The sequence below is a fragment of the Pseudomonas sp. HY7a-MNA-CIBAN-0227 genome, assembly GCF_040310325.1.
GTDB lineage: Bacteria > Pseudomonadota > Gammaproteobacteria > Pseudomonadales > Pseudomonadaceae > Aquipseudomonas.
On record NZ_JBEOPT010000015.1, the window covers coordinates 101514 to 124802 of the forward strand.

Consider the following 23289-nt stretch of genomic DNA (forward strand, 5'->3'; position numbering starts at 1 on the left):
GAATGGGCGCATTTTGCTTTTAGGTGGGGTGGATATTCGCTAAGGCGCTGCCGCCGAGCGCAATGGCGCGGCAAACACCTGCGTATCCGTCAACTGCTGCACATCCACCCGATGCGGAAAGATCTTCTTCTGCACAAACAAATCATCCACCTGCTGCAACGCCTGAACATCCCGCGCCTCCACCGGCAATAACGACTCATCGCCCCAACTACGCAGCAACTGCGAAACCTCAAGGGGAATGTCATTGACCTTGGCAAATACCCGCGCGTACTCCTCGGGGTTCTGCTGGGCCCACTCAAAGGCCTTGGCGAAACGTTGCAGTACATCGCTCAAGGCCTTGCGCTTGAGCGGATCGGCCAGCACTTCATCAGACGCGGTAATAAAGGTCAGCCCGGTATTGATGCCTTCACCACTGATCAGTACCCGCGCGCCCTTCTGTTCGGCAAATGCCTGGTACACACCGAAGGTAGCCCAGGCTTCGATCTTCCCGGCATTAAAGGCCGGCAAGGCATCAGTGGGCAGGACGAAACCAACGTTGACGTCTTTTTCATCCACTGCGGCGTTGGCCAGGGCGCGAATCAACAGGTACTGGGAAATGCTGCCACGGGCCGACGACACCACCACGTTGCGCCCTTTCAAATCAGCCACCGTGCGGATCGGCGAGTCAGGTGGCACCAAAATCCCGATGCCACGAGATTGACTGCGGCGTACCGCGACGATGCGCAACGGCGTGCCGCCAGTGGCGGCGGCCAGCACCGGTGTATCTCCGGCCGGCCCCAGGTCCACCGCGCCGGCCCGCAAGGCTTCGAACAACGGCGCGGCACCCTGGAAGTTGGCCCATTCGACCTTGTAGCCGATGCCCTCGAAGGCGTTGGCAGCCTCCACTACGGTGCGCAAGCCCTTGGTTTGATCACCCAGGATCAGGGTCACGCCAGATAATTCAGATTGTGTAGTGACCGGTGCTTCGGCAGTTTTATCGCAGCCGCCCAGCAATAAGGCGGCGCCCGCCAGTAATAACGCTCTGAACTCAACCATGGGCAAACCGCCGTACGCTGCTGGTAGCGGCTTGCGCCACCGGCGCAGGGACGTCCACTTCCACCCCCAACAGGCTCAACAACCGTGCCCGGATCGCCTGGAAACCGTCCTGGCCGGTGTCCCGTGCCCGTGGCAGATCAATAATCAACTGCTCGGCAATCTTGCCATCGGCCAGGACGATAACGCGGTCAGCCAACAGAATCGCTTCGTCGACGTCATGGGTCACCAACAGGACCGCTGGCGTGTGCTTGCGCCACAGCTCGATGATCAATCGATGCATCTTGATGCGGGTCAACGCATCCAGCGCAGCAAAGGGCTCGTCCAGCAGCAACAGCTTGGGCTCGCGCACCAGGCCACGGGCCAGGGCCACACGCTGAGCCTCGCCACCGGAGAGCGTGGCCGGGTAGGCTTCCAGGCGATGGGCCAGCCCGACTTCGGTCAAGGCCTGCACCGCGCGTGCCTTGGCATCGGGAATGCGCAGGCCGAGAACCACATTTTTCCAGGCGCGTTTCCAGGGCATCAATCGCGGCTCCTGGAACACCGCAGCCCGAGCCTTGGGCACCCGCAACTGGCCGCTGTCGATGCTATCCAGCCCGGCCAGGCTACGCAGCAAGGTGGTCTTGCCGGAACCGCTGGCCCCCAGCAAGGCGACAAATTCTCCCGGTGCGATGTCTAGGTCCAGGCCATCGATGACCCGCTGCTCGCCGAACTGGCGCACCACATTGCGTAACTGAACGGGTGCCACTGAAGATTCGATGCTCGACATATCAGTTCCTCACAAAAGATGGGCGCCAGGCCAGGGCGAAACGTTCCAGGGTGCGGATCAGCCCATCGATCAACAGACCGAGGACGCTATAGATCAGCAGGCAAATGACGATGACATCGGTGCGCATAAAGTCCCGCGCATCACTGGCCAGGTAGCCGATGCCGGCGGTGGTGTTGATTTGCTCGACGAATACCAGGGCCAGCCAGGAGATTCCCAGGGAGTAGCGCAAGCCGACAAAAAACGAAGGTAAGGAGCCCGGCAGGATTACATGCCAGATCAACTCGCGACGGTTGAGGCCCAGGGTATTGACGGCCTCAATCAATTTGGGGTCGATGTTGCGGATGCCGGCAAACAGGTTGAGGTACACCGGGAAGGTAGTACCGGTGACGATCAGCGCGATCTTGGTGAACTCACCGATGCCAAACCAGAGAATGAACAGCGGTACCAGGGCCAGGGAAGGAATGGTACGCAGCATCTGCATGGGCGAGTCGAGGATCACTTCGCCGCGCTTGGACAGGCCGGTGATCAGTGCCGCCACCACGCCGATACTGACGCCGATACTCAAACCCAGCAGCGCTCGCTGCAAGGACACAAACAGATGTTTGCCCAACTCACCGGAGACGATCATTGCCCACAGGGTGCCGCCGATCTGCGACGGTGCGGCGATGACCCGTTGCGGGATCAAACCCGCCTGGGATGCCAACTCCCACAGCAACAGCAGGACAATCGGGCTGACCAGGCGCAACAGCACCTCAGGGGTGCGCCAGTTACGCAGCCAGTTAGGGATCAGCCGTGACGCGCCCTCAAGGTCGCCAGTGAGGCGAGCGGCCTTGTTGACGGAAAACGAGCTGGCGGCGCTCTGCGCATCGAGGGTCTTTTCAGTCATCGGGCTTGCTTCCTCATCAAGAACACGGCCAGGGGCGCCGCTTCGGTTTTTCATGCTAATCGCATAAAAAACCTCAGTGAAATTCTTTTTGGGAATAACCTAATATGATTAAAAATCAGATATAAAATTATCCAGATAAATTATTTGCATAATAAAACGCCTCAAGCCCCGCCCTTCGCTGCCTGCACTGCAGCCGTCACTTTAAAATGCGCATTACTGATATCAGTTATTAATTAAGATTCGTTAAATTAATAATTAACTTAGAACAAAACGGCATTTTACAGCCTGGCCCGCTGCCCCTACTTTCGACCCACAGACCGACCCCGATACCAGGTGGAGGCTTTGAATCACGCCTATCCTGCCCTGAACGAGAGTCGTCTCCATGCCTGCAACACCCTCTGTACGTTATCGATCGCCCCTGCTCATTAGCCTGGCCGCCTGCGGCATGGCGCTGGGAAGTTCGTCACTCAAGGCCGAGGACACGGTGGACACCAAGGACACCCGACTGGAAAAAGTCACGGTGATCTCCACCGGCGTACGCGGCACCCAACGCACCGTGGCCGAGAGCCCTGCGCCCATCGATGTGGTCAGCGGCGAGCAACTGCTGAAAACCGGTCGCGCCGACCTCACTGAGGCCATCTCCAAGCTGCTGCCATCGTTCAACTACGGCACCAACGTCGCCGGCTACAACTCCACCATCCGCCCCCTGTCCAACCGCAGCCTGGCGCCGGCCTACACCCTGGTGCTGGTCAACGGCAAGCGCCGGCACAACAGCGCCCTGCCCGCCAATGGCTCCACCGACAGCAGCGGCGCCAACTCGGTGGACATCGACATGATCCCCATCAGCGCCGTGGAACGGATTGAGGTGCTCAAGGACAGCGCTGCGGCGCAATACGGCTCCGACGCGATTGCCGGGGTGATCAACATCATCCTCAAGTCCAGCGCCGAGGGCGGCCATTTAGGGGTGACCTACGGCAAGCTCTACAACGGCGAAGGCGAAGTGACCAAGACCGAGGGCGATATCGGCTTTGCCCTGGGCGACGGTGGGTTTTTGCATTTGTCGGGGGATGCGCGCCAGCGCGGCGATGCCAGCTGGAACGAGAAAGCCACCAACCAGGCGTACTTCCCCGGCGACCCGCGCAACGCCACCTGGGACCGGGTCGGGGTGAAAAACGGCGACCCGCAGATCAAGGCTTTCAACCTCGGCTACAACGCCGAACTGCCCCTGGATGAACAAACCAAACTGTATTCCTACGCCACCTATGGCGAGCGCAAAGCAATCATCAATAACTATTTTCGCTACCCCAACGGCAACGCCAACATCCCCGAGCTATTCCCCGACGGCTACTACCCGCTTAACAACCTCAACGACAAGGACTACCAGTTCCTGTTCGGCGCCAAAGGGCTGGCGGCCGGTTGGGACTGGGACTTGAGCACCACCTACGGGCGCAACACCAACCACCAGTACAGCGACCTGACGATCAACCCGTCCCTGGGCCCAGCCTCGCCGACGTCCTTTGATGACCTGGCCACTTACCGCTTCGATCAGTGGGTCAATAACCTGGACATTACCCGTGCCTTCGACGGGGTGTTCGGCTTTCCGCTGCAAGTGTCTGCCGGCCTGGAACATCGCTGGGAGCGCTTCAGCACATTTGCCGGTGATCCCCAGGCCTATACAGTGGGCGGTTATCGCTTCCCGGCGACGCTGCCCAACGGCCAACCCAACCCGTTGGCCGGGCAACTGGCATCGATTGCCGCCCAAGCCGCCGCGACCATCGCGCCCCAGGACGAAGCCAATATCAAGCGCAACAACTACGCGGCCTATATCGACTTCGGTATAACCCCCGTGGAGCGCCTGTTTATCGACGTAGCGGCACGGGCCGAGCACTTTGACGATGACTCGGGCGACACCGTCAGCGCCAAGGTCAATTCCCGTTATGAACTGACCGAAACGGTTGCCGTGCGCGGTACCGTCGGCAGCGGCTTTCGCGCGCCATCATTAACGCAGATCGGCTACAGCATTACCGACAACCGGGTCGGCGCCGCCCCTGACGGCACCATCGTGCCGGCGGTAACCCGCATTGCCCCGGTCAACTCGGCCCTGGCCAAAGCGTTGGGCGCTACCAGCCTGGACCCGGAAAAATCGCGCAATGCAGGCATCGGCATCACCTGGCAACCGGCCAAGCGCACTAGCCTGACGGTGGATGCCTACTGGATCGAAATTGCCGACCGTATCGCCCGCACCGAAAGCCTCTACGGCCCGGCGCTGACGCCGGTCCTCACCGACCTGGGCATCGACCCTTCGACCTGGACCTCCTACTACGCCAACGCCTTCGACACCCGCACCCGTGGCGTCGACGTCGTCGCCGATCACTTCACCAATCTGGGCGCCTGGGGCGAAGTGCGCTGGAACGCCGCCTTCAACTACAACGACACGGTGATCACCGACCTCAAGCAGCCGCCAGGCGCACTCCAGGGGCTGGGCAACAACAGCGGCGGCAGCCTGACGTGGGTAGGCCGCGCGCGCCAGGGCGACCTCACCGAAGCCCAGCCTCGGACCAAGTGGATCCTGGGCGGCAACTGGAAGCTGGCCGACCTGGCCATCAACCTGCAGACCACCCGCTACGGCAAGGTCAAGACCCTGCAACAACTGGAAAGCGGCGACCGCACGTTCGGCGCGAAGTGGATCACCGACCTAGATATCTCCTACACCCTGCTGGACAACATCACCCTGAGCATCGGCGGCACCAACATCTTCGACGTGCGCCCGGACAAGAACGCCGTGCCCTCGGCCGTGGGCCTGAACCTGTACGGCAACCCGCCGTTCTACCCCGGCGGTGGCTTCTGGTACAGCAAGCTGGCCTATGACTTCTGATCCATCAACCAACGACAAGGAACTGACCATGAGCATTGAATTTATCGGTTATATCGGCGGCCACCACGCCTCGGAGATTCATCCCCGCAGCGGCCCTACCTTGCAACCCGAGTACGTGGAGCAAGTCGCCCGCGTCCATGAAGAGGCAGGCTTCGATCGCGCCCTGGTGGCGTTCCACTCCAACAGCCCGGACAGCACGCTGATTGCCTCCCACGCCGCCAGCGTGACGAAGAAGCTGCAATTTTTGATCGCCCATCGACCGGGCTTTGCCCAACCGACCCTGGCCGCGCGGCAGTTCACCACCCTGGATGTATTCAACGGCGGACGCACCGCCGTGCACATCATCACCGGCGGCGACGACCGCGAGTTGCGCGCTGACGGCAGCCATATCGGCAAGGACGAACGCTACGCCCGCACCGATGAATACCTGAGCGTGGTACGCCAGGAATGGACCAGCGAAAAGCCCTTCGACTTTGACGGCACCTACTATCAGGTCGAGGGCGCGCATTCGACCGTGAAGTCGCCGCAGCAACCGCATATTCCGTTGTACTTTGGCGGCTCATCACCCGCCGCCATCGCCGTGGCCGGCAAGCATGCCGATGTGTATGCGCTGTGGGGGGAAACCTACGAGCAAGTGCGGGAAGTGGTGACTCAAGTGCGTGCTGAGGCGGCCAAGCATGGGCGCACCATTCGTTTCAGCTTGTCGTTGCGACCGATCCTGGCCGAGACCGAAGAACTGGCCTGGGCGCGTGCCGAGCGTATCCTGGAGCAGGCCACCGCCCTCGCCGAACAGAATGGCTTTGTACGCCGCGAACCGCCCAACGAAGGCTCGCGCCGCCTGCTCGCTGCCGCCGCCCAGGGGTCACGCCTGGACAAGCGCCTATGGACAGGAATCGCTGGCCTGCTGGGCGCCCAAGGCAACTCCACTTCGCTGGTGGGCACCGCCGAGCAAGTGGCCGAGGCCCTACTCGATTACTACGACCTGGGCATCACCACCTTCCTGATTCGCGGCTTCGATCCGCTCAATGATGCAATCGACTATGGCAAACGGCTGATCCCACTGACCCGTCAATTAGTGGCCGAGCGGGAGCGCCAGGCTGCCGAAAAAGTCGCCTGAGTTCTCGTAGCAGCTGTCGAGTAAAACGAGGCTGCGTTGGGGGCGACTCGGTGCTTGGGGCTGATCTGATAGCTGTGGTGTGGCCGACGTAGCCTCGCGGGGGCTCGACAACTGCTACGGCGGTTGTCCCTATGCTGCGAGCCAGGTGTATTGACTGACACGCAGCTATCGCAGGCTTGGTCTGCGTTACTGCCTACCTTAGTTCTTGTAGTCGGTATCAGTTCGTTCCAACTGCCGGATCAACGCATTCCAGTGCCGGGCCACCCCAGGCCCGTCACCACTTTTAAACACCTCGGCCTGCTTCTCGACCTTGGCCACCACCTCGGCCGGCGGGAAGATCAACTCAGCATTGCCCCCTGCCTGCGCCGCGATCTGAATGTTGCAGGCACGTTCCAAACCCTGCAGCTGCTGGAATGCATGCTCAACGCTGATCCCGGCGGTCAACAGCCCGTGGTTGCGCAGGATCATCACGCTTTTATCCCCCAAGTCCGCCACCAGCCGCTCGCGCTCATCCAAATCCAGGGCCACACCCTCGTAGCCGTGATACGCCACGCGCCCGGAAAAACCGATGGAGTGCTGGGAGATCGGCAACAAGCCATCCTTCTGCGCGGATACCGCAATACCATCACGGGTGTGGGTGTGCAGCACCGCTTGCAGGTCGGGACGGGCGCCGTGGATGGCGCTGTGGATGACGTAGCCGGCGTAGTTGATGCCAAGGCCAGTAGGGTCATCGACAAGGGTGCCGTCGATGTCCACCTTGACCAGATTGGAGGCGCTGATTTCATCGAACAACAACCCGAAGGCGTTGATCAGAAAATGCTCCTCCGGGCCCGGCACCCGTGCGGAGAAGTGGGTATAGATGTGATCCGTCCACTTGTACAAGGCAGCCAGGCGATAGGCCGCGGCCAACTTGACACGAACCTCCCACTCTTCAGGGCTGACCCGCTGACGGACATTTTTCGAGACGCTGGCTAATGGGCTGACGCTGCTCATGGCAAAACTTCCTGGATGGCCTAAGGATCTCCAGGCAGCCTATGGCAAGGAAAAAAATAATAAAAAGCACATTTTAATCTAAGCTAATTATCATTTTTTTGCATACATCAATAAGGCGGTGCAAGCCCTGCAGGAGCCAGCAAGCTCGCTCCTGCAAAATGCTCATGCAGCGCTCTTGATCTTGTGCAGGGAACCGGCCACCAGTTTGCCAAAGGCGTCCACCGGGCCTTGCAGGTTGCCAAGGAAGCGCGGGTAGATCAGCCACAGGTCCATCACCGGTTTGAAGTCCTTGAGAGGCATCACCGCCAGTTGATCGCGGTGGGCGCTACGATCCAGCAATGGGCGTGGCACCAATCCCAAGCCCAACCCATCGGCCACCAGGCCCAGTTGCAACTCGGTGCCGAAGGTTTCCAGGTTGACCCGCAAAGCCAGTCCCTGGTCCGATAAGGTGCGCTGCAACCCGGCGCGGAAACCGCAGCCATCGGGGTTGAGAATCCAGCCGCTCTGGTAGATATCCGCCAGCTTGCACGGGCGCTTGGGCAACTGGGCCTTGGCGCAGACCACCACCAGCTCCATCTTGCCGATGGACTCACCGACGATGTTGTCCGGGAAGATCTTGCCGGCGGGAAACAGCGCCGCCGCTGCGTCCAATTCACCGCGCTCGATCTTGCCCACCAACTGGCTGCCCCAGCCCGTGGCGACCTGGGCACGCAATTCGGGGTACTCGGTGCGCAAGTGCTTGAGGGCATCAAGCAGCACCACGTCACCGATGGTTTGCGGCACGCCCAGGCGCAACAGGCCGGTGGGCGGCGCGTCGGTCGCTACCAACTCGCGCAGGGCATCCATTTCCCGCAGGATCAAGCGGCACTGTTCATACACCCGCGTACCGATCAGCGTCGGCTTGAGCGGCTTGGTGTTGCGGTCGAACAACTCCACGCCCAGGGCCTGTTCAAAGTTCTGCACCCGCCGGGTGATAGCGGGTTGGGTCAGCTGCAGCGACTCGGCGGCATGGCTGATGGACTGGCAACGAATCACTTCGACAAAGGCATCGATATCGTCAATTTTCATTTGGTCCGCACATAGAGATCAGTCATTAAGATGTGTGAAAAACATAGTCCGAAAGCATAGTTCCATTAGGGGTATCTGGATAGCCCAGAGGCCTATCGATAACGTCTAACGCTATTCAAATGGGTTCTAAATTCCTTTCAGCTATAACCTAATCATTAAAAAATAGCATATTACAAACAAACATTATGCTTAGATAAAGTCACCGCCACGAATCACCCACAATGGAATTGTCATGACCCAGGACCGACACCCGGAAAGACTCAGGGCATTCATAGGTGCCCTGGCGGAATTGATCGACGGCAACCCCCGCGAAGGCGACCTGCTGCACCGCGGCGGCAAGCTGCTGGCCCAGTTGGTCAGCTATGACGACTGGCTGCCGGAGGCATTTGCCCAACCCAGCGCCGAGCGTTATCAGCAATACCTGCTACATGCCGATTCGCGGCAGCGCTTCAGCATTGTCAGCTTCGTGTGGGGGCCGGGGCAAAGTACGCCGATTCACGATCATCGTGTATGGGGATTGATCGGCATGTTGCGCGGCTCCGAGTACTCCCAGGGCTTCGAGCGCGATGCCAACGGTGCCCTGATCGCCGAGGGCAAGCGCATACAGCTTGCGCCGGGCCACGTGGAAGCCGTGTCGCCGAAGATCGGCGACATCCATCAAGTCAGCAATGCCTTCAGTGACCAGGTGTCCATCAGCATCCACGTCTACGGCGCCAACATCGGTGCGGTGCGCCGCGCGGTGTACCAGCCTGACGGCAGCGAGAAACTGTTTATCTCCGGTTACTCCAACGCTTTTCTCCCCAACATCTGGGACTTGTCCAAAGAGAGCCATGCCCTATGAGTACTGCATCGACCCGCTCCTTCGCCCAGATTCGCCAGGCACTGCTGGACCATGAAGAAGTCGCGCTCATCGACGTGCGTGAAGAAGCCCCCTTTGCCGACGCACACCCGTTATTCGCCGCCAACATCCCGCTGTCCAAGCTGGAACTTGAGGTGTACTCGCGCATTCCCCGGCGTAATACCCACGTCACTGTCTATGACAACGGCGAAGGCCTGGCGGGTATTGCTGCCGGGCGTTTACAGGCGCTCGGCTACACCCAGGTCAGCCTGCTGGAGGGTGGCCTGGACGGCTGGCGCAGCGCCGGCGGTGAGTTGTTTATCGACGTCAACGTGCCCAGCAAGTCCTTTGGCGAACTGGTGGAAAGCCAGCGCCTCACACCATCCCTGGCCGCTGAAGAAGTCCAGGCCCTGCTCGACAGCAAGGCCGACGTGGTGGTGCTCGATGCGCGGCGCTTCGATGAATACCAGACCATGAGCATTCCTACCGGTATCAGCGTGCCGGGCGCGGAGTTGGTACTGCGTGCCCGTGAACTGGCACCGGACCCGTCCACCCGCATCATCGTCAACTGCGCCGGACGCACCCGCAGCATCATCGGCACCCAGTCACTGATCAACGCCGGCATCGCCAACCCGGTGTCGGCGCTGCGCAACGGCACCATCGGCTGGACCCTGGCCGGTCAGGCCCTGCAACACGGCCAGGCTCGGTGCTTTGCGCCCACCTCGGAAGAACATCGCCAGGTCGCTGCCAAGGACGCCCGTGGCGTTGCCGACAAGGCCCGCGTCGGCCGCGCCACCCTTGCCGACCTGCAACGCTGGCAGCAGGAACCGGCGCGCACCACCTACCTGTTTGATGTACGCACCCCGGAAGAATTCGAAGCCGGCCACCTGCCCGGCGCCCGCTCCACGCCGGGCGGCCAACTGGTGCAGGAAACCGATCACGTCGCCAGCGTGCGGGGTGCCCGCCTGGTGCTGGCGGACGACGATGGTGTGCGCGCCAATATGTCCGCCTCCTGGCTCGCGCAACTGGGTTGGGAGGTGCATGTGCTGGATGACCTGCAACCTGCACACTTCAGCGCCCAAGGCCCATGGCAGGCACCGGTGCCGGACGCGCAACAGGCCGAGACCATCAGCCCCCATACCCTGGCTGAATGGCTGAACCATGGCGACACCGTAGTGCTCGATTTCACCAGCAGCGTCAATTACGTCAAACGTCATATCCCCGGCGCATGGTGGGCCCTGCGTGGGCAATTGCCCGCCGCCCTGGCCAAGGTACCGTCGGCCCAGCGTTATGTGCTGACCTGCGGCAGCAGCCAGCTGGCGCGCCTGGCGGTGGCCGAAGTCGAGGCGCTGACCGGCAAGCAAGTGTTCCTGCTGCAGAACGGCACCGCCAGTTGGCTCGCCGCGCAACTGCCCCTGGAAGAAGGCGAAAGCTACCTCGCCTCACCGCGCATCGACCGCTATCGCCGGCCTTATGAAGGCACCGACAACCCCCGCGAAGCCATGCAAGCCTACCTCGACTGGGAATATGGCCTGGTGGACCAACTGGCCCGCGACGGTACCCACGGCTTTTATGTGATCTGAACAACCCGCGCCCCGGCATTGTGAAAATCGCCGGGGCAACACCCTGAACATCCGACCCCTCTCCAGGCGGAGGCTGAACTCACGATCGAGAGGAAGCTATTCATGTCCGCCACCCTGCACGTCACCCGCCTGGAACCCACCCTCGGCGCCAAAATTGCTGGCATCGACCTGCGCCAACCCCTGACGCCAGTGCTGCGCAATGAGCTGCGCCAGTTGCTGCTCAAGCACAAGGTGCTGTTCTTTCGCGACCAGGCCATCAACACCGAACAGCAGATCGCCTTCGCCCAGCAATTTGGCGAGTTGTATGTGCACCCAACCACCCAGCAAAACGATCCAGCCCGCCCACAAGCTCACCTGATCGAAGCCCAGGACGAACGCAAGCTCTACGGCCCGAGGATTAGCGGCCGTTGGCACACCGACACCAGTTGGCTACTGCGCCCGACTCTCGGCGCCGTGTTGCGCGCAGTAGATTTGCCAGAGGTAGGCGGCGACACGCTGTGGGCCGACACCGGTGCGGTCTATCGCGCCCTGCCCGATGAACTGCGCGCAGAAATCGACACCCTGCACGTGGTCCACGACTTCAAGAAAGCCCTGGACAAGGTCGGCTACGACTACCCGATCCTCGCCCACCCGCTGGTTCGCACCCACCCGGAAACCGGCGAAGACGGCCTGCTTATCAACTTCTCGCAAAACCCGTCGGTGATTGGCTGGACGCCCGAGCGCAGCAAGCAACTGATCGACCGCCTGCTACTGGAGTTCAACAAACCAGAACACCAGGTGCGCTTCAAATGGCGCAAGAACTCGGTGGCATTCTGGGACAACCGCTCGACCCTGCACTACCCGGTCTACAACTACGGCGACTACCCGCGCCGCATGGAGCGGGTACTGATCGCCTATGACGACATTCCCCATCGGGTAAGAACCGCCAACGCGGCCTGATCGACAAGCCTCCCTGCAACTCTTTCTATCTGGCCCAGTCCTTGTCGCTAGAGGGCTTTTCTGTGGCGAGGGAACAAGCTCCCTCGCCGCAAGATCTTTCAGGAATTTGTGTCATGAGTGCTTTTAGATTCGATTATTGCGCGGCGGCAGTCTTGAGCTTGCTGACCGTGAGCGTCCAGGCCGACGACGCCCCCGACAAGACCCTCGGCACCGTGGTGGTCACCGGCAATCGCGGCAATCAAATGCGCACCATCGCCGACAGCCCCTCGCCCATCGACGTGATCAGCGCCGAGCAATTGCAGGCCAGCGGCAAGGTCGGCCTCAAGGAACTGCTCGCCCGGCTGCTGCCCTCCTTCAACTTGCCGGCAATCAACGGCGGCGGCACCTCGTGGTCGGTGCGCGGGGTGACCATGCGCGGCCTGTCCGGGGATCAGGTGCTGGTGCTGGTCAACGGCAAGCGCCGGCACAACACCGCACTGATCAACAACCTGGCGCGTATCGGCACGGCGGCGGTACCGGTCAACCTGGACCTGATTCCGGTGTCGGCCATCGACCATATTGAAGTGCTGCGCGACGGTGCTTCGGCGCAATACGGTTCAGACGCCATCGCCGGGGTGATCAATATCATCCTCAAGGAAAACGACAGCGGTGGCAGCGCCGAAACCTCCTTCGGCCGCTACGGCAGTGGCGACGGCGACACCGTGCACCAGACCGTCAATTACGGCCTGGCCCTGCCCAACGACGGCTTCGCCAGCCTCTCACTGGACAGCAAGGAACAGGAGCCTTTCGACCGCACAGGTAGCGCCACCGGCAACCTCTACGGCAGCGCCGGGCGCCCCGACAGCCGTGACCAGAGCGTCAATCGCCACGGCTGGAACCCCAGTTATGGACTGGGCAGGGAGAAGGTTACCAACGCCAGCTATAATCTCGAACTGCCGATCCAGGATGACCTGAAGTTCTACTCGTTCTCCACCGCCAGCTACATGGAGACCACCAAGGTCACCGGCAACTATCGCCCCAATGACATCTACTCGCTGGCCGGTGACCCGAACACGCCCTACCCCGACGGTATCCACGCCCAGCGCCGTAACCGCACCAAGGATTTCCAGGTGGCGGCCGGCTTCAAGGGGCTGGTGGGCGGTTGGGATTACGACGTCAGTTCGACCTGGGGCGAAGACGACTCGACCCTCAATGCCAACAACACCCTCAACCCGTCCTGGGGGCCGACCAGCCCAACCTCGTTCAACCTGGCCTCGCAGATCTTCGATCAGTGGACCAACAACCTGGACTTCAGTCGCACCTTTGACATTGGCCTGAGCCATCCTCTGCAAACCGCGTTTGGCTTTGAATATCGCTGGGAGAAATACCAGATCGAGGCCGGTGACTACGCCTCCTACACACCCGGCAACTACGTGATCCCCAGCGGCCCGTTTGCCGGCAGTACACCGCTGCCGGGCCTGGCCTCCTACAACGGCACCAGCCCAGCCGATGCCGGCGAGATCAGCCGCAGCAACGTCGCCAGCTATGTCGACCTGGGTCTGGATGTGACGGACAAGTGGTACGTCGGTGCGGCGGCACGTTACGAGCGCTACACCCAGGACATCGGCAGCACCTGGAGCGGCAAACTGTCCACGCGCTACAAGATCACCCCCGAGTTCGCCCTGCGCGGCACTATCAACAATGGTTTTCGTGCGCCGTCACTGGCACAGACGATTTATGCCTCATCCACCTTTACCTCCGGCGGCGTGATCAATGGCGAGCAGGTCTCGGTGCCGGTCAAGGTGCTGCCGGTGGACACCGCCGAGGCCCAAGCCCTGGGCGCGGAAAAACTCAAGCCGGAAAAGTCCCTGAACTACAGCTTCGGCTTCACCTATGAGCCCACGCAAAACTACCGGCTGACCACCGACCTGTACCAAATCGGCATCCGCGATCGTATCGTCTCCACTAGCCTGCTGGGCGGCCCGGCTGTCTCGCAGATTCTCGCCGCCAACGGCCTGTCTCCCGGCCTGTTTGCCCAGTACTACACCAACGCCGTGGACACTCGCACCCGAGGCATCGACATCGTCAACGAGTACCGCCAGCAACTGGAGGGGTACGGGCAAGTACACTGGAGCGCCGCCTACAACTGGAACCAGACCAAGATCGAGAAACTGCAGGACACCCCAGCCAAACTCGCCAGCTTAGGCTCCAGTTACCAACTGTTCGACCGCCGCCTGCAAAAGGACCTGACCGTCGCCACCCCGCAGTCAAAACTGATCCTGGCGGCCAACTGGAAAGTTAGCACCTACACCCTTAACCTGGCGCTGACCCGCTTCGGTAGCTACACCGAGGGCGACAACAACCCGGTGAACGACCGCAAATTCAGCGCCAAATGGATCAGCGACCTGGACGCCGCCTATGACCTCACCAAGCACCTGACCGTGGCGCTGGGGGCGAACAACCTGTTCAACGTCTACCCGGATAAAAACGGTATCAAGGACTGGGCCGGCGGCTACAAATACGGCCAGTTCTCGCCCTTCGGCTTTGGTGGCGCCTATTACTACACGCGACTGGCGTACAACTTTTGAGGGCCTGGCCATGACATTGACCACACTCGACCTGACCACCGACGTGCTGGTAATCGGCGGCGGTCTAGCTGGCACCTGGGCCGCCGTCGCCGCCGCCCGCGAAGGCGCCCGGGTGATGCTGGTGGACAAAGGCTACTGCGGCACCAGCGGCGTCACCGCCACCGCTGGTCCCGGCCACTGGTGGGTGCCGCCCACCCCAGGCGCAAGGGAGGCCGCCATTGACAAACGCCTGGGCAGCGCCTATGGCCTGGCCGATGCCCGCTGGATGGCCCGGATCATCGACACCACCTGGACCAGCCTGCCCACTCTGGCCGGGCACTACGACTTTCCCCAAAACGAACAAGGCATCACCCAATACCGCGGCCTGCGCGGCCCGGAGTACCTGCGCGGCATGCGCCGCCTGGCCTTGGACAACGGCGTGATCATCCTCGACCACCACCCAGCCCTGGAGCTGCTGCGCGACGATCAAGGAAGCGTCGCCGGCGCCCGTGGCTGGCGTCGCCAGGCAGGCGGTAACTGGCAGGTTCGGGCCCCAGCGGTGGTGCTCGCCAGTGGTGGCTGCGCGTTTCTCTCACGATTGCTGGGTAGCCACACCAACACCGGTGACGGCTACCTGATGGCCGCTGAAGCTGGCGCGGAACTCTCCGGCATGGAGTTCTCCAGCTATTACTGCATCGCGGCGGCTGGCAGCAGCATGACCCGCTCGATGGTGTACAGCTTCGGCGAGTATTTCGACGCCGCTGACCGGCCGTTGAACATCGCCATCGGTCCCGACTTCACCGACGCCCTGGCCAAGGCCTTGCTCAATGGCCCGGTGTACTGCCGCTTGAATCGGGTACCGGCGTATCTCCGCGCGCAACTGCCGAGCATTCAGCCAAACCTGATGCTGCCCTTCGACCGGCACGGCATTGATCCCTGGCGAGACAAATTCCCCGTCACCCTGCACCCCGAAGGCACCATCCGCGGCGTCGGCGGCCTGCGAGTGATTGACGATGATTGCCAGACTACCGTGCCCGGCGTGTTTGCTGCGGGTGATGCCGCCAGCCGTGAACTGATCGCTGGGGCGACTTCCGGCGGCGGCGCGCAGAACTCGGCCTGGGCGCTGTCTTCGGGACAATGGGCCGGGCGTGGCGCGGCCCGACTGGCTCGGCAGAAGTCAGGCCGTGAGGTTGCGCTGCAAGGCTTTGGCGGTGCGGGGTTGCAGGCTCGTCCTGGCGTCACTCAGCTCGATCATTTGATCCAACGCATCCAGGGCGAAGTCCACCCGCTGGAGAAAAACCTGTTCCGCTCCGGCAATCAGCTCGATCAATCTCTGCACGTTCTGGAAAACGTCTGGGACCAAGTCCACACAGGGTTGTCACCCGACCCCACCAACCCGCTGCGCGCCCGCGAAATCGCCGCGATGGCCGCCACCGCCCGCTGGTGCTACAGCGCCGCTGCGCTACGCAAGGAAAGCCGTGGCATGCACCAGCGCAGCGATACACCCAACCAAAATCCGCTGTTCGACGCCCATTTGCGCATTGCCGGCGTGGACCAACTGCGCACGCGTTTTGACCCTCTCACCCCTTCTTTACAAGGCCACGCCCAATGATCGAATTGATTTATCAGGACCTGTGCACAGGGTGCGGAAAGTGCGTTGAAGTGTGCCCCACCAACGTCCTGACCCTGGACGCACAGGCCAAGCCGCAGATCATCCACCAGCAGGCCTGCCAGACGTGTTTCATGTGCGAACTGTATTGCGCCAGCGATGCGTTATATGTGGACCCGGATTGCGAGCAAGTACGCCATCCCGAACCTGAAGCAGTGCGTAAGGCCGGGTTGTTGGGGCAGTACCGGCGGGATTCGGGGTGGAATGAATGGGCTGGTGACCCCAGGTACATCAATGAGCATTGGCGGATGGATGGGGTGTTTGTGCTGGCTCGGGGGCTTGCTGAAGCCGCTAAAAGTTGAAGGTTCATGCCGACACCCACCGCGCAAACCACCTTGCTTAGGTGACGAGCTCCGAGCGTCACGCAGGAAGCATCCCAAACCCTTATAAATGCATAAATAGAATAATCAAATTACAGATAATCAGTAATTTTAATAATTAACTTATAACCAAAAAGAACTTCACAGCCAGTTTTTATGGGAATAACGTTACCTCTCTCACCGACCCCTTCTCCAGGCGGAGGTAACCGAACCACCTCAAGATCAGCCTGGAGCCTTCACCTCATGGTATTTGCCACGCCCCTCAAACACTTGCTCCTGAGCAGCACTTTCGCCCTGAGCCTGGTTACGACGGCACAGGCCGCCGACCTGCAACCGCTGCTGGTAGCCAACCAGAAGTCTTCGATCAAGGTGCTGCTGGAAGTCTCCGGCGAGTTGAAGGACGTACCCTATGAGATCCAGTTTTCCGAATTCCCCGCCGCCGCCCCTTTGGGTGAAGCGCTGAACGCGGGTGCCGTCGACATCGGTGCCTTGGGGGATGCGCCCTACGTGTTTGCCCTCGGTGCCGGTGCACCGCTCAAGGTAGTGAGTATCATCCACGCCGAGGGGCGCTACACCACCGCCATTCTCGCCCTCAAGGATTCGCCGCTCAACGATGCCCGCGACCTCAAGGGCAAGCGCATCGTTACCACCCGTGGCTCTATCGGTCATTTCCTGGCGATCAAGGCCCTGCGCAGTGTCGGCTTGAGCACTGCGGATGTGCAGTTCATTTACCTGCTGCCCAGCGAGTCGCGGATTTTGCTGGACAACGGCAGCGCCGACGCATGGTCGACCTGGGACCCCTACACCACCATCGTCACCACCCAAAGCCAGGCCAAAGTCCTGGCCAGCGGCAACACCCTGCTGACCAACCACTTGTACCTGGCGGCCACCAGCCAGGCGATCGCCAGCAAGCGTCAACAACTGGATGACTTTGTCGCCAGGGTCGACCGTGCTTACCGCTGGACCAACGCCCATCCCCAGGAATACGCCACCGCCCAGGCCAAAGTCACCGGCCTGCCGTTGGCGGTGCACGTGGCCGTCGCCAAGGCCACGCAAATGGAGCCGGTACAGATTGACGACACGGTGATCAGCGGCCTGCAAACCACCGCTGACATCTATCAGCAGGAAGGCATCCTCACCAAACATATCGAGGTCTCCCAAGGCTTCGACAAAAGCTTCAACGCAAAGCGTGTTCCCCTTAACCAGGCTTCCCGCTAAAGGAGCAGAACCATGAGCAAGCAACGCCAACTGAAACTCGGTGCAATGGTCCATGGCGTCGGCCATGGCTGGGGCGAATGGCGCCATCCGCAGGCCCTGGCCAATGCCAGCGTCAATTTCGGTTTCTACAAACAACAGACGCAACTGGCCGAAGGCGCGAAGTTCGATTTCGTATTTATCGCCGACAGCCTGCATATCCATGAAAAGTCCAGCCCGCACTACCTCAACCGGTTTGAGCCGCTGACTATTCTCTCGGCCCTCGCCGCGCTGACCTCGCATATCGGCCTGGTGGCCACCGTCACCGTCAGCTACACCGAACCGTTCCAGGTGGCACGCCAGTTTGCCTCCCTGGACCATATCAGTGGCGGTCGTGCTGGCTGGAACGTGGTGACATCGTGGCTTAGCGGCACCGCCGACAACTTCGGCAAGGCTGAACACCCGCCCCACGCCGTGCGCTACCGCATCGCCAAGGAGCACGTGAAGGTGGTCCAGGGCCTGTGGGATTCCTGGGAAGACGACGCCTTTGCCTACGACAAGCAAAGCGGCGAGTTTTTCACCCCTGGCAAGCTGCACGCCCTGGAACACAAGGGCGAGTTTTTCTCGGTCAAGGGCCCGCTGAATATCGCCCGCTCCCGCCAAGGCCAGCCGGTGATTTTCCAGGCCGGTACGTCCGAGGCTGGACGCAATTTTGCCGCCGAGAATGCCGATGCGATTTTCGTCCACGGTGAGAGCTTTGAAGAAGCCCGTGCCTACGCCCAGGATCTGAAGCTCCGTGCCAAGGGCTTCGGCCGTGATGCCGACAACCTGTCGATCCTGCCAGGCATTCGCCCGATTGTCGGGCGTGATGAAGCCGAAGTGGAAAGCCGCTACCAGCAAGCGGTGGAACTGGTGACCGTGGAGGACGCCATCGTCGCCCTCGGCCGACCGTTCAATGACCATGACTTCAGCCAATACCCCCTGGACGCACCGTTCCCCGAACTGGGCGACCTGGGTTCCAACAGCCAGAAAGGCGGCTGCGACCGCATCAAGCAACTGGCCAAGGACGAAGGCCTGACCCTGCGGGAAGTGGCCTTGCGTTTCTCCCGGCCACGGCGAGATTTCGTCGGCACACCGGAGCAAGTCGCCAACGCCCTCCAGTCCTGGTTCGAAGGTGGCGCGGCCGATGGTTTCATCATCAACTCGCTGCTGCCGGACGGCTTGCAGTACTTCACCGAGTTGGTGGTGCCGGTGCTGCAACAGCGTGGGCTGTTTCGTGACGAATACAGCGGCGTCACCCTGCGGGACAATCTGGGCCTGGATGTTCCGGCCAATCGTCATACGGCCATTGAAGTGGAAGAAAAGCAGGGGGCAGTGGCATGAGCGAATCCCTCAACCGCCAGTTGGCGGACTTGCACGCCGAACGCGTGGCAACCTGGGCGCCGGCAGCGCTGCAGGTCAATATCAATCAACGCCAACGCCTGGTGGATGAAGCCCCTGGCAAGGATTTCGTCAAGGTCGGTGATGTGCTGGAGCCCTTCACATTATTGAAGGTTGAAGGCGGCGAACTGAACCGTGAACTGCTGCTCGCAGACGGCCCGGCGGTGTTGATTTTCTTCCGTTTCGCCGGCTGCCCGGCATGCAACATCGCCCTGCCCTATTACCAGCGCCAGCTCTACCCACGCCTGCGGGAATTGGGGGTGCCACTGATAGCTGTCAGCCCGCAGGTGCCTGAGCGCCTGGTGGAAATCAAGACCCGCCACAACCTTGAACTGCAAGTGGCCAGCGACCCGGACAACACCCTTGGGCGCAGCCTGGGCGTCCTCTACAGCTTCGACGAAGCCTCGCGCAAAGCCGCGCTGACCAAGGGCAAGGGCATCGGCGAAACCACCGGTACCGGGACCTGGGAATTGCCGCAACCGACGGTGGTGGTGATCGCCAAGGACGGCCGCGTGGTCTTTACCCAGGTCAGCCCGGACTGGTTGGTGCGCACCGAAGCCGAACCGGTGTTGCGCGTGGTTGAACAGCTGCTGGGGCAAGCGCCCCTGCCGATCGCCATCTGACCGGGACCTGACCATGACCCATACGATCAAACAGGGACAGTTCAATCGTCGCGGCTTTCTCACCGCCAGTTCGCTGGCCCTTGGGGCGCTGGGTCTGTCATCACTGGGGCTGGCGCCGCGGGCCTTCGGGGCACCGACAAAACTGTCCGACCTGACGCTGGCAGTCGCCACCTACCGTGGCCAGGACTCGTACTTCAGCGACGACGCCGGCACCGCCGAGCGGCCCTACAAAGTCGACTTTGCCGAGTTTGCCGGCGGCAACCTGATCGTCGAAGCCTTGGCTTCCGGCAGCCTGGATATTGGCGGCATGAGTGAGATCCCGCCGATCTTCTCGATCCAGAGCCACCGCGAGCCGCGCTTGATTGCAGTGCTGCAAGGCGACGTGAATAACCAGGTGTTCCTGATTCCCAAGGACTCGAAACTCGAATCGGTAGCGCAACTCAAGGGCAAGCGCGTGGGTTACGTGCGTTCCACCACCTCCCATTACTTTTTGATCAAGGCCCTGCTGGAGCAAGGGCTAACCATGAACGACATCACCGCCGTACCGCTCACGCCCCAGGACGGTTTCAGCGCGTTCCAGAGTGGCCAGCTGGATGCCTGGGTGATCTATGGCGTGTTTATCCAACTGGCGAAATTCCGCAGCGGCGCCCGCGTACTGAAAACCGCACTGGGCTACTTGTCCGGCAACTATTTGATCGCCGCCCGCCCCGCCGCGCTGGAAGACCCGCTGCGCAAACAGGCCATCCAGGACTACTTGCAGCGCCAGGCCCGGACCCTGGAGTGGATGAACAACAACCCCGAGCCCTGGGCCGCGAAATCGGCACAGTTGCTGGGGGTGGACAAGGCGGTGTTCCTCGACATGTACAACAGCCGCAGCCAGCCCTACAGCGTGACCGAGGTCAATGACCAGGCCATCGCGTCCCAGCAGGAAGTAGCGGATCTGTTCTTCAATGCCGGCGTGTTGAACGAGCGGTTGGATGTCAGCCCCTTGTGGGATCGGCAGTTCAAGTTGTTGCCGATATGAACCAACACCCACCTTTTGATGAAGTGAACCGACCATGAGCCTTTCTTCTCAACCTTCATTACGCTCCGTGGAAGTGGCCAATTTCGAAGCCCTGCTGGAAAGCATCGGCGCCCAATTGGCCGCCACCGCCCATATTTATGACGAAAGTGGCGCCTTCCCCCACGACAATTTCAAGCTGCTGCACGAGCACGGCCTGGTCGCCTTGACCGTGCCCAAGGCCCTGGGCGGTGGCGGTGCCAACCTGGCCCAGGCGCGCAAGGCCATCAGTGCGATTGCCAAGGGAGAACCTTCCACAGCCTTGATTCTGGTGATGCAGTACCTGCAACACACGCGCCTGCAAGACAGCAAAAACTGGCCGCAAGCCTTGCGCCTTAAAGTCGCCGAAGACGCGGTGCGTGAGGGTGCGCTGATCAATGCCCTGCGGGTCGAGCCGGACCTGGGAACGCCCGCACGCGGCGGCTTGCCGGCGACCATCGCCCGGCGCACCACTGCCGGTTGGCGTATCAGCGGCCGCAAGATCTACTCCACCGGCAGCCACGGCCTGAGCTGGCTCAGCGTCTGGGCACGCAGCAGTGATGAAGACCCGTTGGTGGGCGCCTGGCTGGTGCGCAAGGACACCCCCGGCATCAGCATCATCGACACCTGGGATCACCTGGGCATGCGCGCCACTTGCAGCCATGAAGTGGTGTTCGACAACGTACTGGTGCCGCTGGACCACGCCGTCAGCGTCAGTCCCTGGAGCGCGCCGCAAGCGGAACTTGATGGCGACGGCTTCCTGTGGATGTCGGTGTTGCTGTCCTCGGTGTATGACGCCGTGGCCCAGGCCGCACGGGATTGGTTGGTGGGTTTTCTGGAACAGCGCGCACCGTCCAACCTCGGCGCCGCACTGTCGACCTTGCCGCGCTTCCAGGAAACCGTCGGCCATATCGACACCTTGCTATTCGCCAACCGCAGCCTGCTGGATGCCGCTGCCGAAGGCCACACACCGGCCGCCAACGCAGCACAACTGAAATTCCTGGTGACTGGCAACGCCATCCGCGCCGTCGAGTTGGCCATCGAGGCGTCGGGTAATCCGGGCCTGTCACGCCACAGCCCGCTGCAGCGGCACTACCGCGACGTGTTGTGCAGCCGGGTACACACACCGCAGAACGACGCCGTGCTGCAAGGGGTCGGCAAAGCCGTATTCGCTCAACGCCAGAAGGAACGTTCATGAGTCAGATCGTTATCGCCAGCCAGTTGGACGAGGACTTCAACGAGGTTATCCGCCAACGCCTGGCCCTAACCCATCCCGACGCCGAGGTGATCGGTGTACCGGCCGGGGTGCCCAGCGACTTGCCGGGCCAGGTCACTATTTTGCTGGCACGGCCCATCAATGTGCGTGGCTATGAGGCTCCAAACACGCCACCACCGGGTTGGCCGTATGGGCTGCGCTGGATTCAAGTGGTGTCGTCAGGTATCGACTTCTACCCAAAATGGCTGTTCAACGGCCCGCCGGTGAGCACCTCCCGGGGCAGCGCCGCCGAGAACATTGCCGAGTTCGCTCTGGCGTCGATCTTCGCGGGCACCAAGCATTTGCCGGATATCTGGGTGCATGACTCGCAGTGGAATTTCACTGCACTGACACCGCTCAAGGGCACGACCCTGGGGATTCTCGGCTTCGGCGCCATTGGCCGCAGCCTGGCGCAGAAGGCTCTGGGCCTGGGCATCAAGGTCGTAGCGCTGCGGCAAAGCCAGGCGCAGTTCGAAGTGGAAGGTGTTGAGGCGGCGCGAGATATCCATGACCTGTTTTCCCGCGCCGATCACCTGGTGCTGGCCGCACCATTGACGGAGTCGACCCGGCATATCGTCGACCGCGATGTGCTCGCCAGTGCCAAGCCGGGCCTGCACCTGATCAATATCGCCCGTGGCGGCCTGCTGGACCATGGCGCACTGCTGGAAGCCCTGGAAACCGGCAGCATCGGCCTGGCCTCCCTGGATGTGACAGAGCCCGAACCGTTGCCGGATGGGCATGCGCTTTATGCCCATCCCCGCGTGCGGCTGTCGCCTCATACGTCGGCGATCTCAACGAATAGTCGCAACGATATCGCGGACAGTTTCCTGGGTAATCTGGAGCGGTATCTCAGTGGGTTGCGGTTGGAAAACCTGGCCGATACCCAGCGCGGGTACTAAGCCGAACAGAGATCAACAGGTGGGAGCGGGCTGGGCTGGCTGGCTGGGGGCATATCCGTTATTTCGGTAACGGCTGCTGGCGGTTTCGCTCTTACAGCGACTCACTTTCGAAAAGCGCGAAAGTAAGCAAAGCGCTCTTGCCCCACCACTTGGTGCCTCGCTTAGGCTCGGCATGCCTTCACTCCGGCATTGCTCCGTGGGCCG

General features: G+C 61.5%; 19 protein-coding genes. 14 read left to right on the forward strand and 5 right to left on the reverse strand.

What is annotated here, in order from left to right; translation table 11 throughout:
- Positions 1-39: 39 nt before the first annotated feature.
- From AAEZ06_RS21950 to AAEZ06_RS21960, 3 genes are read right to left on the reverse strand one after another with little or no spacing between them, the layout of a single operon-like run.
- Positions 40-1035, reverse strand: coding sequence for an ABC transporter substrate-binding protein (locus AAEZ06_RS21950; RefSeq protein ID WP_350616194.1), 996 nt, complete (start codon positions 1033-1035; stop codon positions 40-42).
- Positions 1028-1801, reverse strand: coding sequence for an ABC transporter ATP-binding protein (locus tag AAEZ06_RS21955; RefSeq protein ID WP_149412398.1), 774 nt, complete (start codon positions 1799-1801; stop codon positions 1028-1030). The genes AAEZ06_RS21950 and AAEZ06_RS21955 overlap by 8 nt, the downstream gene beginning before the upstream one ends.
- A 1-nt stretch (position 1802) precedes the next feature.
- Positions 1803-2687, reverse strand: a complete 885-nt coding sequence (locus AAEZ06_RS21960; protein WP_350616196.1) for an ABC transporter permease — start codon at positions 2685-2687, stop codon at positions 1803-1805.
- Between the two features lie 445 nt (positions 2688-3132).
- Between AAEZ06_RS21960 and AAEZ06_RS21965 the strand changes: the two genes are divergently transcribed.
- Positions 3133-5562 carry a TonB-dependent receptor plug domain-containing protein gene (locus AAEZ06_RS21965; RefSeq protein WP_371923901.1) on the forward strand — a complete coding sequence of 810 codons (2430 nt, stop codon included), beginning with the start codon at positions 3133-3135 and terminating at the stop codon, positions 5560-5562.
- A 28-nt stretch (positions 5563-5590) separates the two neighbouring features.
- Positions 5591-6679, forward strand: coding sequence for an LLM class flavin-dependent oxidoreductase (locus tag AAEZ06_RS21970; protein WP_350616199.1), 1089 nt, complete (start codon positions 5591-5593; stop codon positions 6677-6679).
- Between the two features lie 198 nt (positions 6680-6877).
- On the opposite strand, the gene AAEZ06_RS21975 is transcribed toward AAEZ06_RS21970, so the two are convergent.
- Both AAEZ06_RS21975 and AAEZ06_RS21980 read right to left on the reverse strand, forming a co-directional pair.
- Positions 6878-7672 (reverse strand): class II aldolase/adducin family protein, encoded by a 795-nt coding sequence (locus tag AAEZ06_RS21975; protein WP_149412402.1) that lies wholly within the window; start codon positions 7670-7672, stop codon positions 6878-6880.
- A 162-nt stretch (positions 7673-7834) separates the two neighbouring features.
- Positions 7835-8740 carry a LysR family transcriptional regulator gene (locus AAEZ06_RS21980; RefSeq protein ID WP_149412403.1) on the reverse strand — a complete coding sequence of 302 codons (906 nt, stop codon included), beginning with the start codon at positions 8738-8740 and terminating at the stop codon, positions 7835-7837.
- A 232-nt stretch (positions 8741-8972) separates the two neighbouring features.
- Here AAEZ06_RS21980 and AAEZ06_RS21985 point away from each other — a divergent pair, with 232 nt between their 5' ends.
- From AAEZ06_RS21985 to AAEZ06_RS22040, 12 genes are all read left to right on the forward strand, one after another.
- Positions 8973-9581, forward strand: coding sequence for a cysteine dioxygenase family protein (locus AAEZ06_RS21985; protein ID WP_149412404.1), 609 nt, complete (start codon positions 8973-8975; stop codon positions 9579-9581).
- The gene (locus tag AAEZ06_RS21990) at positions 9578-11161 is read left to right on the forward strand and encodes a rhodanese homology domain-containing protein (RefSeq protein ID WP_149412405.1); all 1584 of its coding nucleotides are present in this window, start codon (positions 9578-9580) and stop codon (positions 11159-11161) included. Before AAEZ06_RS21985 ends, AAEZ06_RS21990 begins: the two co-directional genes overlap by 4 nt.
- 102 nt (positions 11162-11263) lie before the next feature.
- The gene (locus AAEZ06_RS21995; RefSeq protein ID WP_350616202.1) at positions 11264-12100 is read left to right on the forward strand and encodes a TauD/TfdA dioxygenase family protein; all 837 of its coding nucleotides are present in this window, start codon (positions 11264-11266) and stop codon (positions 12098-12100) included.
- Positions 12101-12213: 113 nt separating this feature from the next.
- Entirely contained in the window at positions 12214-14667 is a 2454-nt protein-coding gene (locus AAEZ06_RS22000; RefSeq protein ID WP_350616204.1) for a TonB-dependent receptor plug domain-containing protein, read from the forward strand.
- A gap of 10 nt (positions 14668-14677) precedes the next feature.
- Entirely contained in the window at positions 14678-16258 is a 1581-nt protein-coding gene (locus tag AAEZ06_RS22005) for an FAD-dependent oxidoreductase (protein ID WP_350616206.1), read from the forward strand.
- Positions 16255-16617 (forward strand): 4Fe-4S dicluster domain-containing protein, encoded by a 363-nt coding sequence (locus AAEZ06_RS22010; protein WP_149412409.1) that lies wholly within the window; start codon positions 16255-16257, stop codon positions 16615-16617. The genes AAEZ06_RS22005 and AAEZ06_RS22010 overlap by 4 nt, the downstream gene beginning before the upstream one ends.
- 261 nt (positions 16618-16878) lie before the next feature.
- The gene (locus tag AAEZ06_RS22015) at positions 16879-17853 is read left to right on the forward strand and encodes an ABC transporter substrate-binding protein (RefSeq protein WP_350616209.1); all 975 of its coding nucleotides are present in this window, start codon (positions 16879-16881) and stop codon (positions 17851-17853) included.
- Between the two features lie 12 nt (positions 17854-17865).
- Entirely contained in the window at positions 17866-19212 is a 1347-nt protein-coding gene (locus AAEZ06_RS22020) for an LLM class flavin-dependent oxidoreductase (protein ID WP_149412411.1), read from the forward strand.
- Complete coding sequence (locus tag AAEZ06_RS22025; protein ID WP_149412412.1) at positions 19209-19892, forward strand: peroxiredoxin-like family protein; 684 nt, start codon at positions 19209-19211, stop codon at positions 19890-19892. The genes AAEZ06_RS22020 and AAEZ06_RS22025 overlap by 4 nt, the downstream gene beginning before the upstream one ends.
- A gap of 13 nt (positions 19893-19905) precedes the next feature.
- The gene (locus tag AAEZ06_RS22030) at positions 19906-20916 is read left to right on the forward strand and encodes an ABC transporter substrate-binding protein (RefSeq protein ID WP_149412413.1); all 1011 of its coding nucleotides are present in this window, start codon (positions 19906-19908) and stop codon (positions 20914-20916) included.
- Positions 20917-20950: 34 nt separating this feature from the next.
- Positions 20951-22129 carry an acyl-CoA dehydrogenase family protein gene (locus AAEZ06_RS22035; RefSeq protein WP_350616212.1) on the forward strand — a complete coding sequence of 393 codons (1179 nt, stop codon included), beginning with the start codon at positions 20951-20953 and terminating at the stop codon, positions 22127-22129.
- Positions 22126-23085 (forward strand): D-isomer specific 2-hydroxyacid dehydrogenase family protein, encoded by a 960-nt coding sequence (locus AAEZ06_RS22040; RefSeq protein WP_149412415.1) that lies wholly within the window; start codon positions 22126-22128, stop codon positions 23083-23085. The genes AAEZ06_RS22035 and AAEZ06_RS22040 overlap by 4 nt, the downstream gene beginning before the upstream one ends.
- Positions 23086-23289 lie beyond the last annotated feature (204 nt).

Coding starts and splice junctions, on each gene's coding strand:
- AAEZ06_RS21950 (WP_350616194.1), bottom strand. CDS start 1,035: ATGGTTGAGTTCAGAGCGTTATTACTGGCGGGCGCCGCCTTATTGCTG.
- AAEZ06_RS21955 (WP_149412398.1), bottom strand. CDS start 1,801: ATGTCGAGCATCGAATCTTCAGTGGCACCCGTTCAGTTACGCAATGTG.
- AAEZ06_RS21960 (WP_350616196.1), bottom strand. CDS start 2,687: ATGACTGAAAAGACCCTCGATGCGCAGAGCGCCGCCAGCTCGTTTTCC.
- AAEZ06_RS21965 (WP_371923901.1), top strand. CDS start 3,133: ATGGCGCTGGGAAGTTCGTCACTCAAGGCCGAGGACACGGTGGACACC.
- AAEZ06_RS21970 (WP_350616199.1), top strand. CDS start 5,591: ATGAGCATTGAATTTATCGGTTATATCGGCGGCCACCACGCCTCGGAG.
- AAEZ06_RS21975 (WP_149412402.1), bottom strand. CDS start 7,672: ATGAGCAGCGTCAGCCCATTAGCCAGCGTCTCGAAAAATGTCCGTCAG.
- AAEZ06_RS21980 (WP_149412403.1), bottom strand. CDS start 8,740: ATGAAAATTGACGATATCGATGCCTTTGTCGAAGTGATTCGTTGCCAG.
- AAEZ06_RS21985 (WP_149412404.1), top strand. CDS start 8,973: ATGACCCAGGACCGACACCCGGAAAGACTCAGGGCATTCATAGGTGCC.
- AAEZ06_RS21990 (WP_149412405.1), top strand. CDS start 9,578: ATGAGTACTGCATCGACCCGCTCCTTCGCCCAGATTCGCCAGGCACTG.
- AAEZ06_RS21995 (WP_350616202.1), top strand. CDS start 11,264: ATGTCCGCCACCCTGCACGTCACCCGCCTGGAACCCACCCTCGGCGCC.
- AAEZ06_RS22000 (WP_350616204.1), top strand. CDS start 12,214: ATGAGTGCTTTTAGATTCGATTATTGCGCGGCGGCAGTCTTGAGCTTG.
- AAEZ06_RS22005 (WP_350616206.1), top strand. CDS start 14,678: ATGACATTGACCACACTCGACCTGACCACCGACGTGCTGGTAATCGGC.
- AAEZ06_RS22010 (WP_149412409.1), top strand. CDS start 16,255: ATGATCGAATTGATTTATCAGGACCTGTGCACAGGGTGCGGAAAGTGC.
- AAEZ06_RS22015 (WP_350616209.1), top strand. CDS start 16,879: ATGGTATTTGCCACGCCCCTCAAACACTTGCTCCTGAGCAGCACTTTC.
- AAEZ06_RS22020 (WP_149412411.1), top strand. CDS start 17,866: ATGAGCAAGCAACGCCAACTGAAACTCGGTGCAATGGTCCATGGCGTC.
- AAEZ06_RS22025 (WP_149412412.1), top strand. CDS start 19,209: ATGAGCGAATCCCTCAACCGCCAGTTGGCGGACTTGCACGCCGAACGC.
- AAEZ06_RS22030 (WP_149412413.1), top strand. CDS start 19,906: ATGACCCATACGATCAAACAGGGACAGTTCAATCGTCGCGGCTTTCTC.
- AAEZ06_RS22035 (WP_350616212.1), top strand. CDS start 20,951: ATGAGCCTTTCTTCTCAACCTTCATTACGCTCCGTGGAAGTGGCCAAT.
- AAEZ06_RS22040 (WP_149412415.1), top strand. CDS start 22,126: ATGAGTCAGATCGTTATCGCCAGCCAGTTGGACGAGGACTTCAACGAG.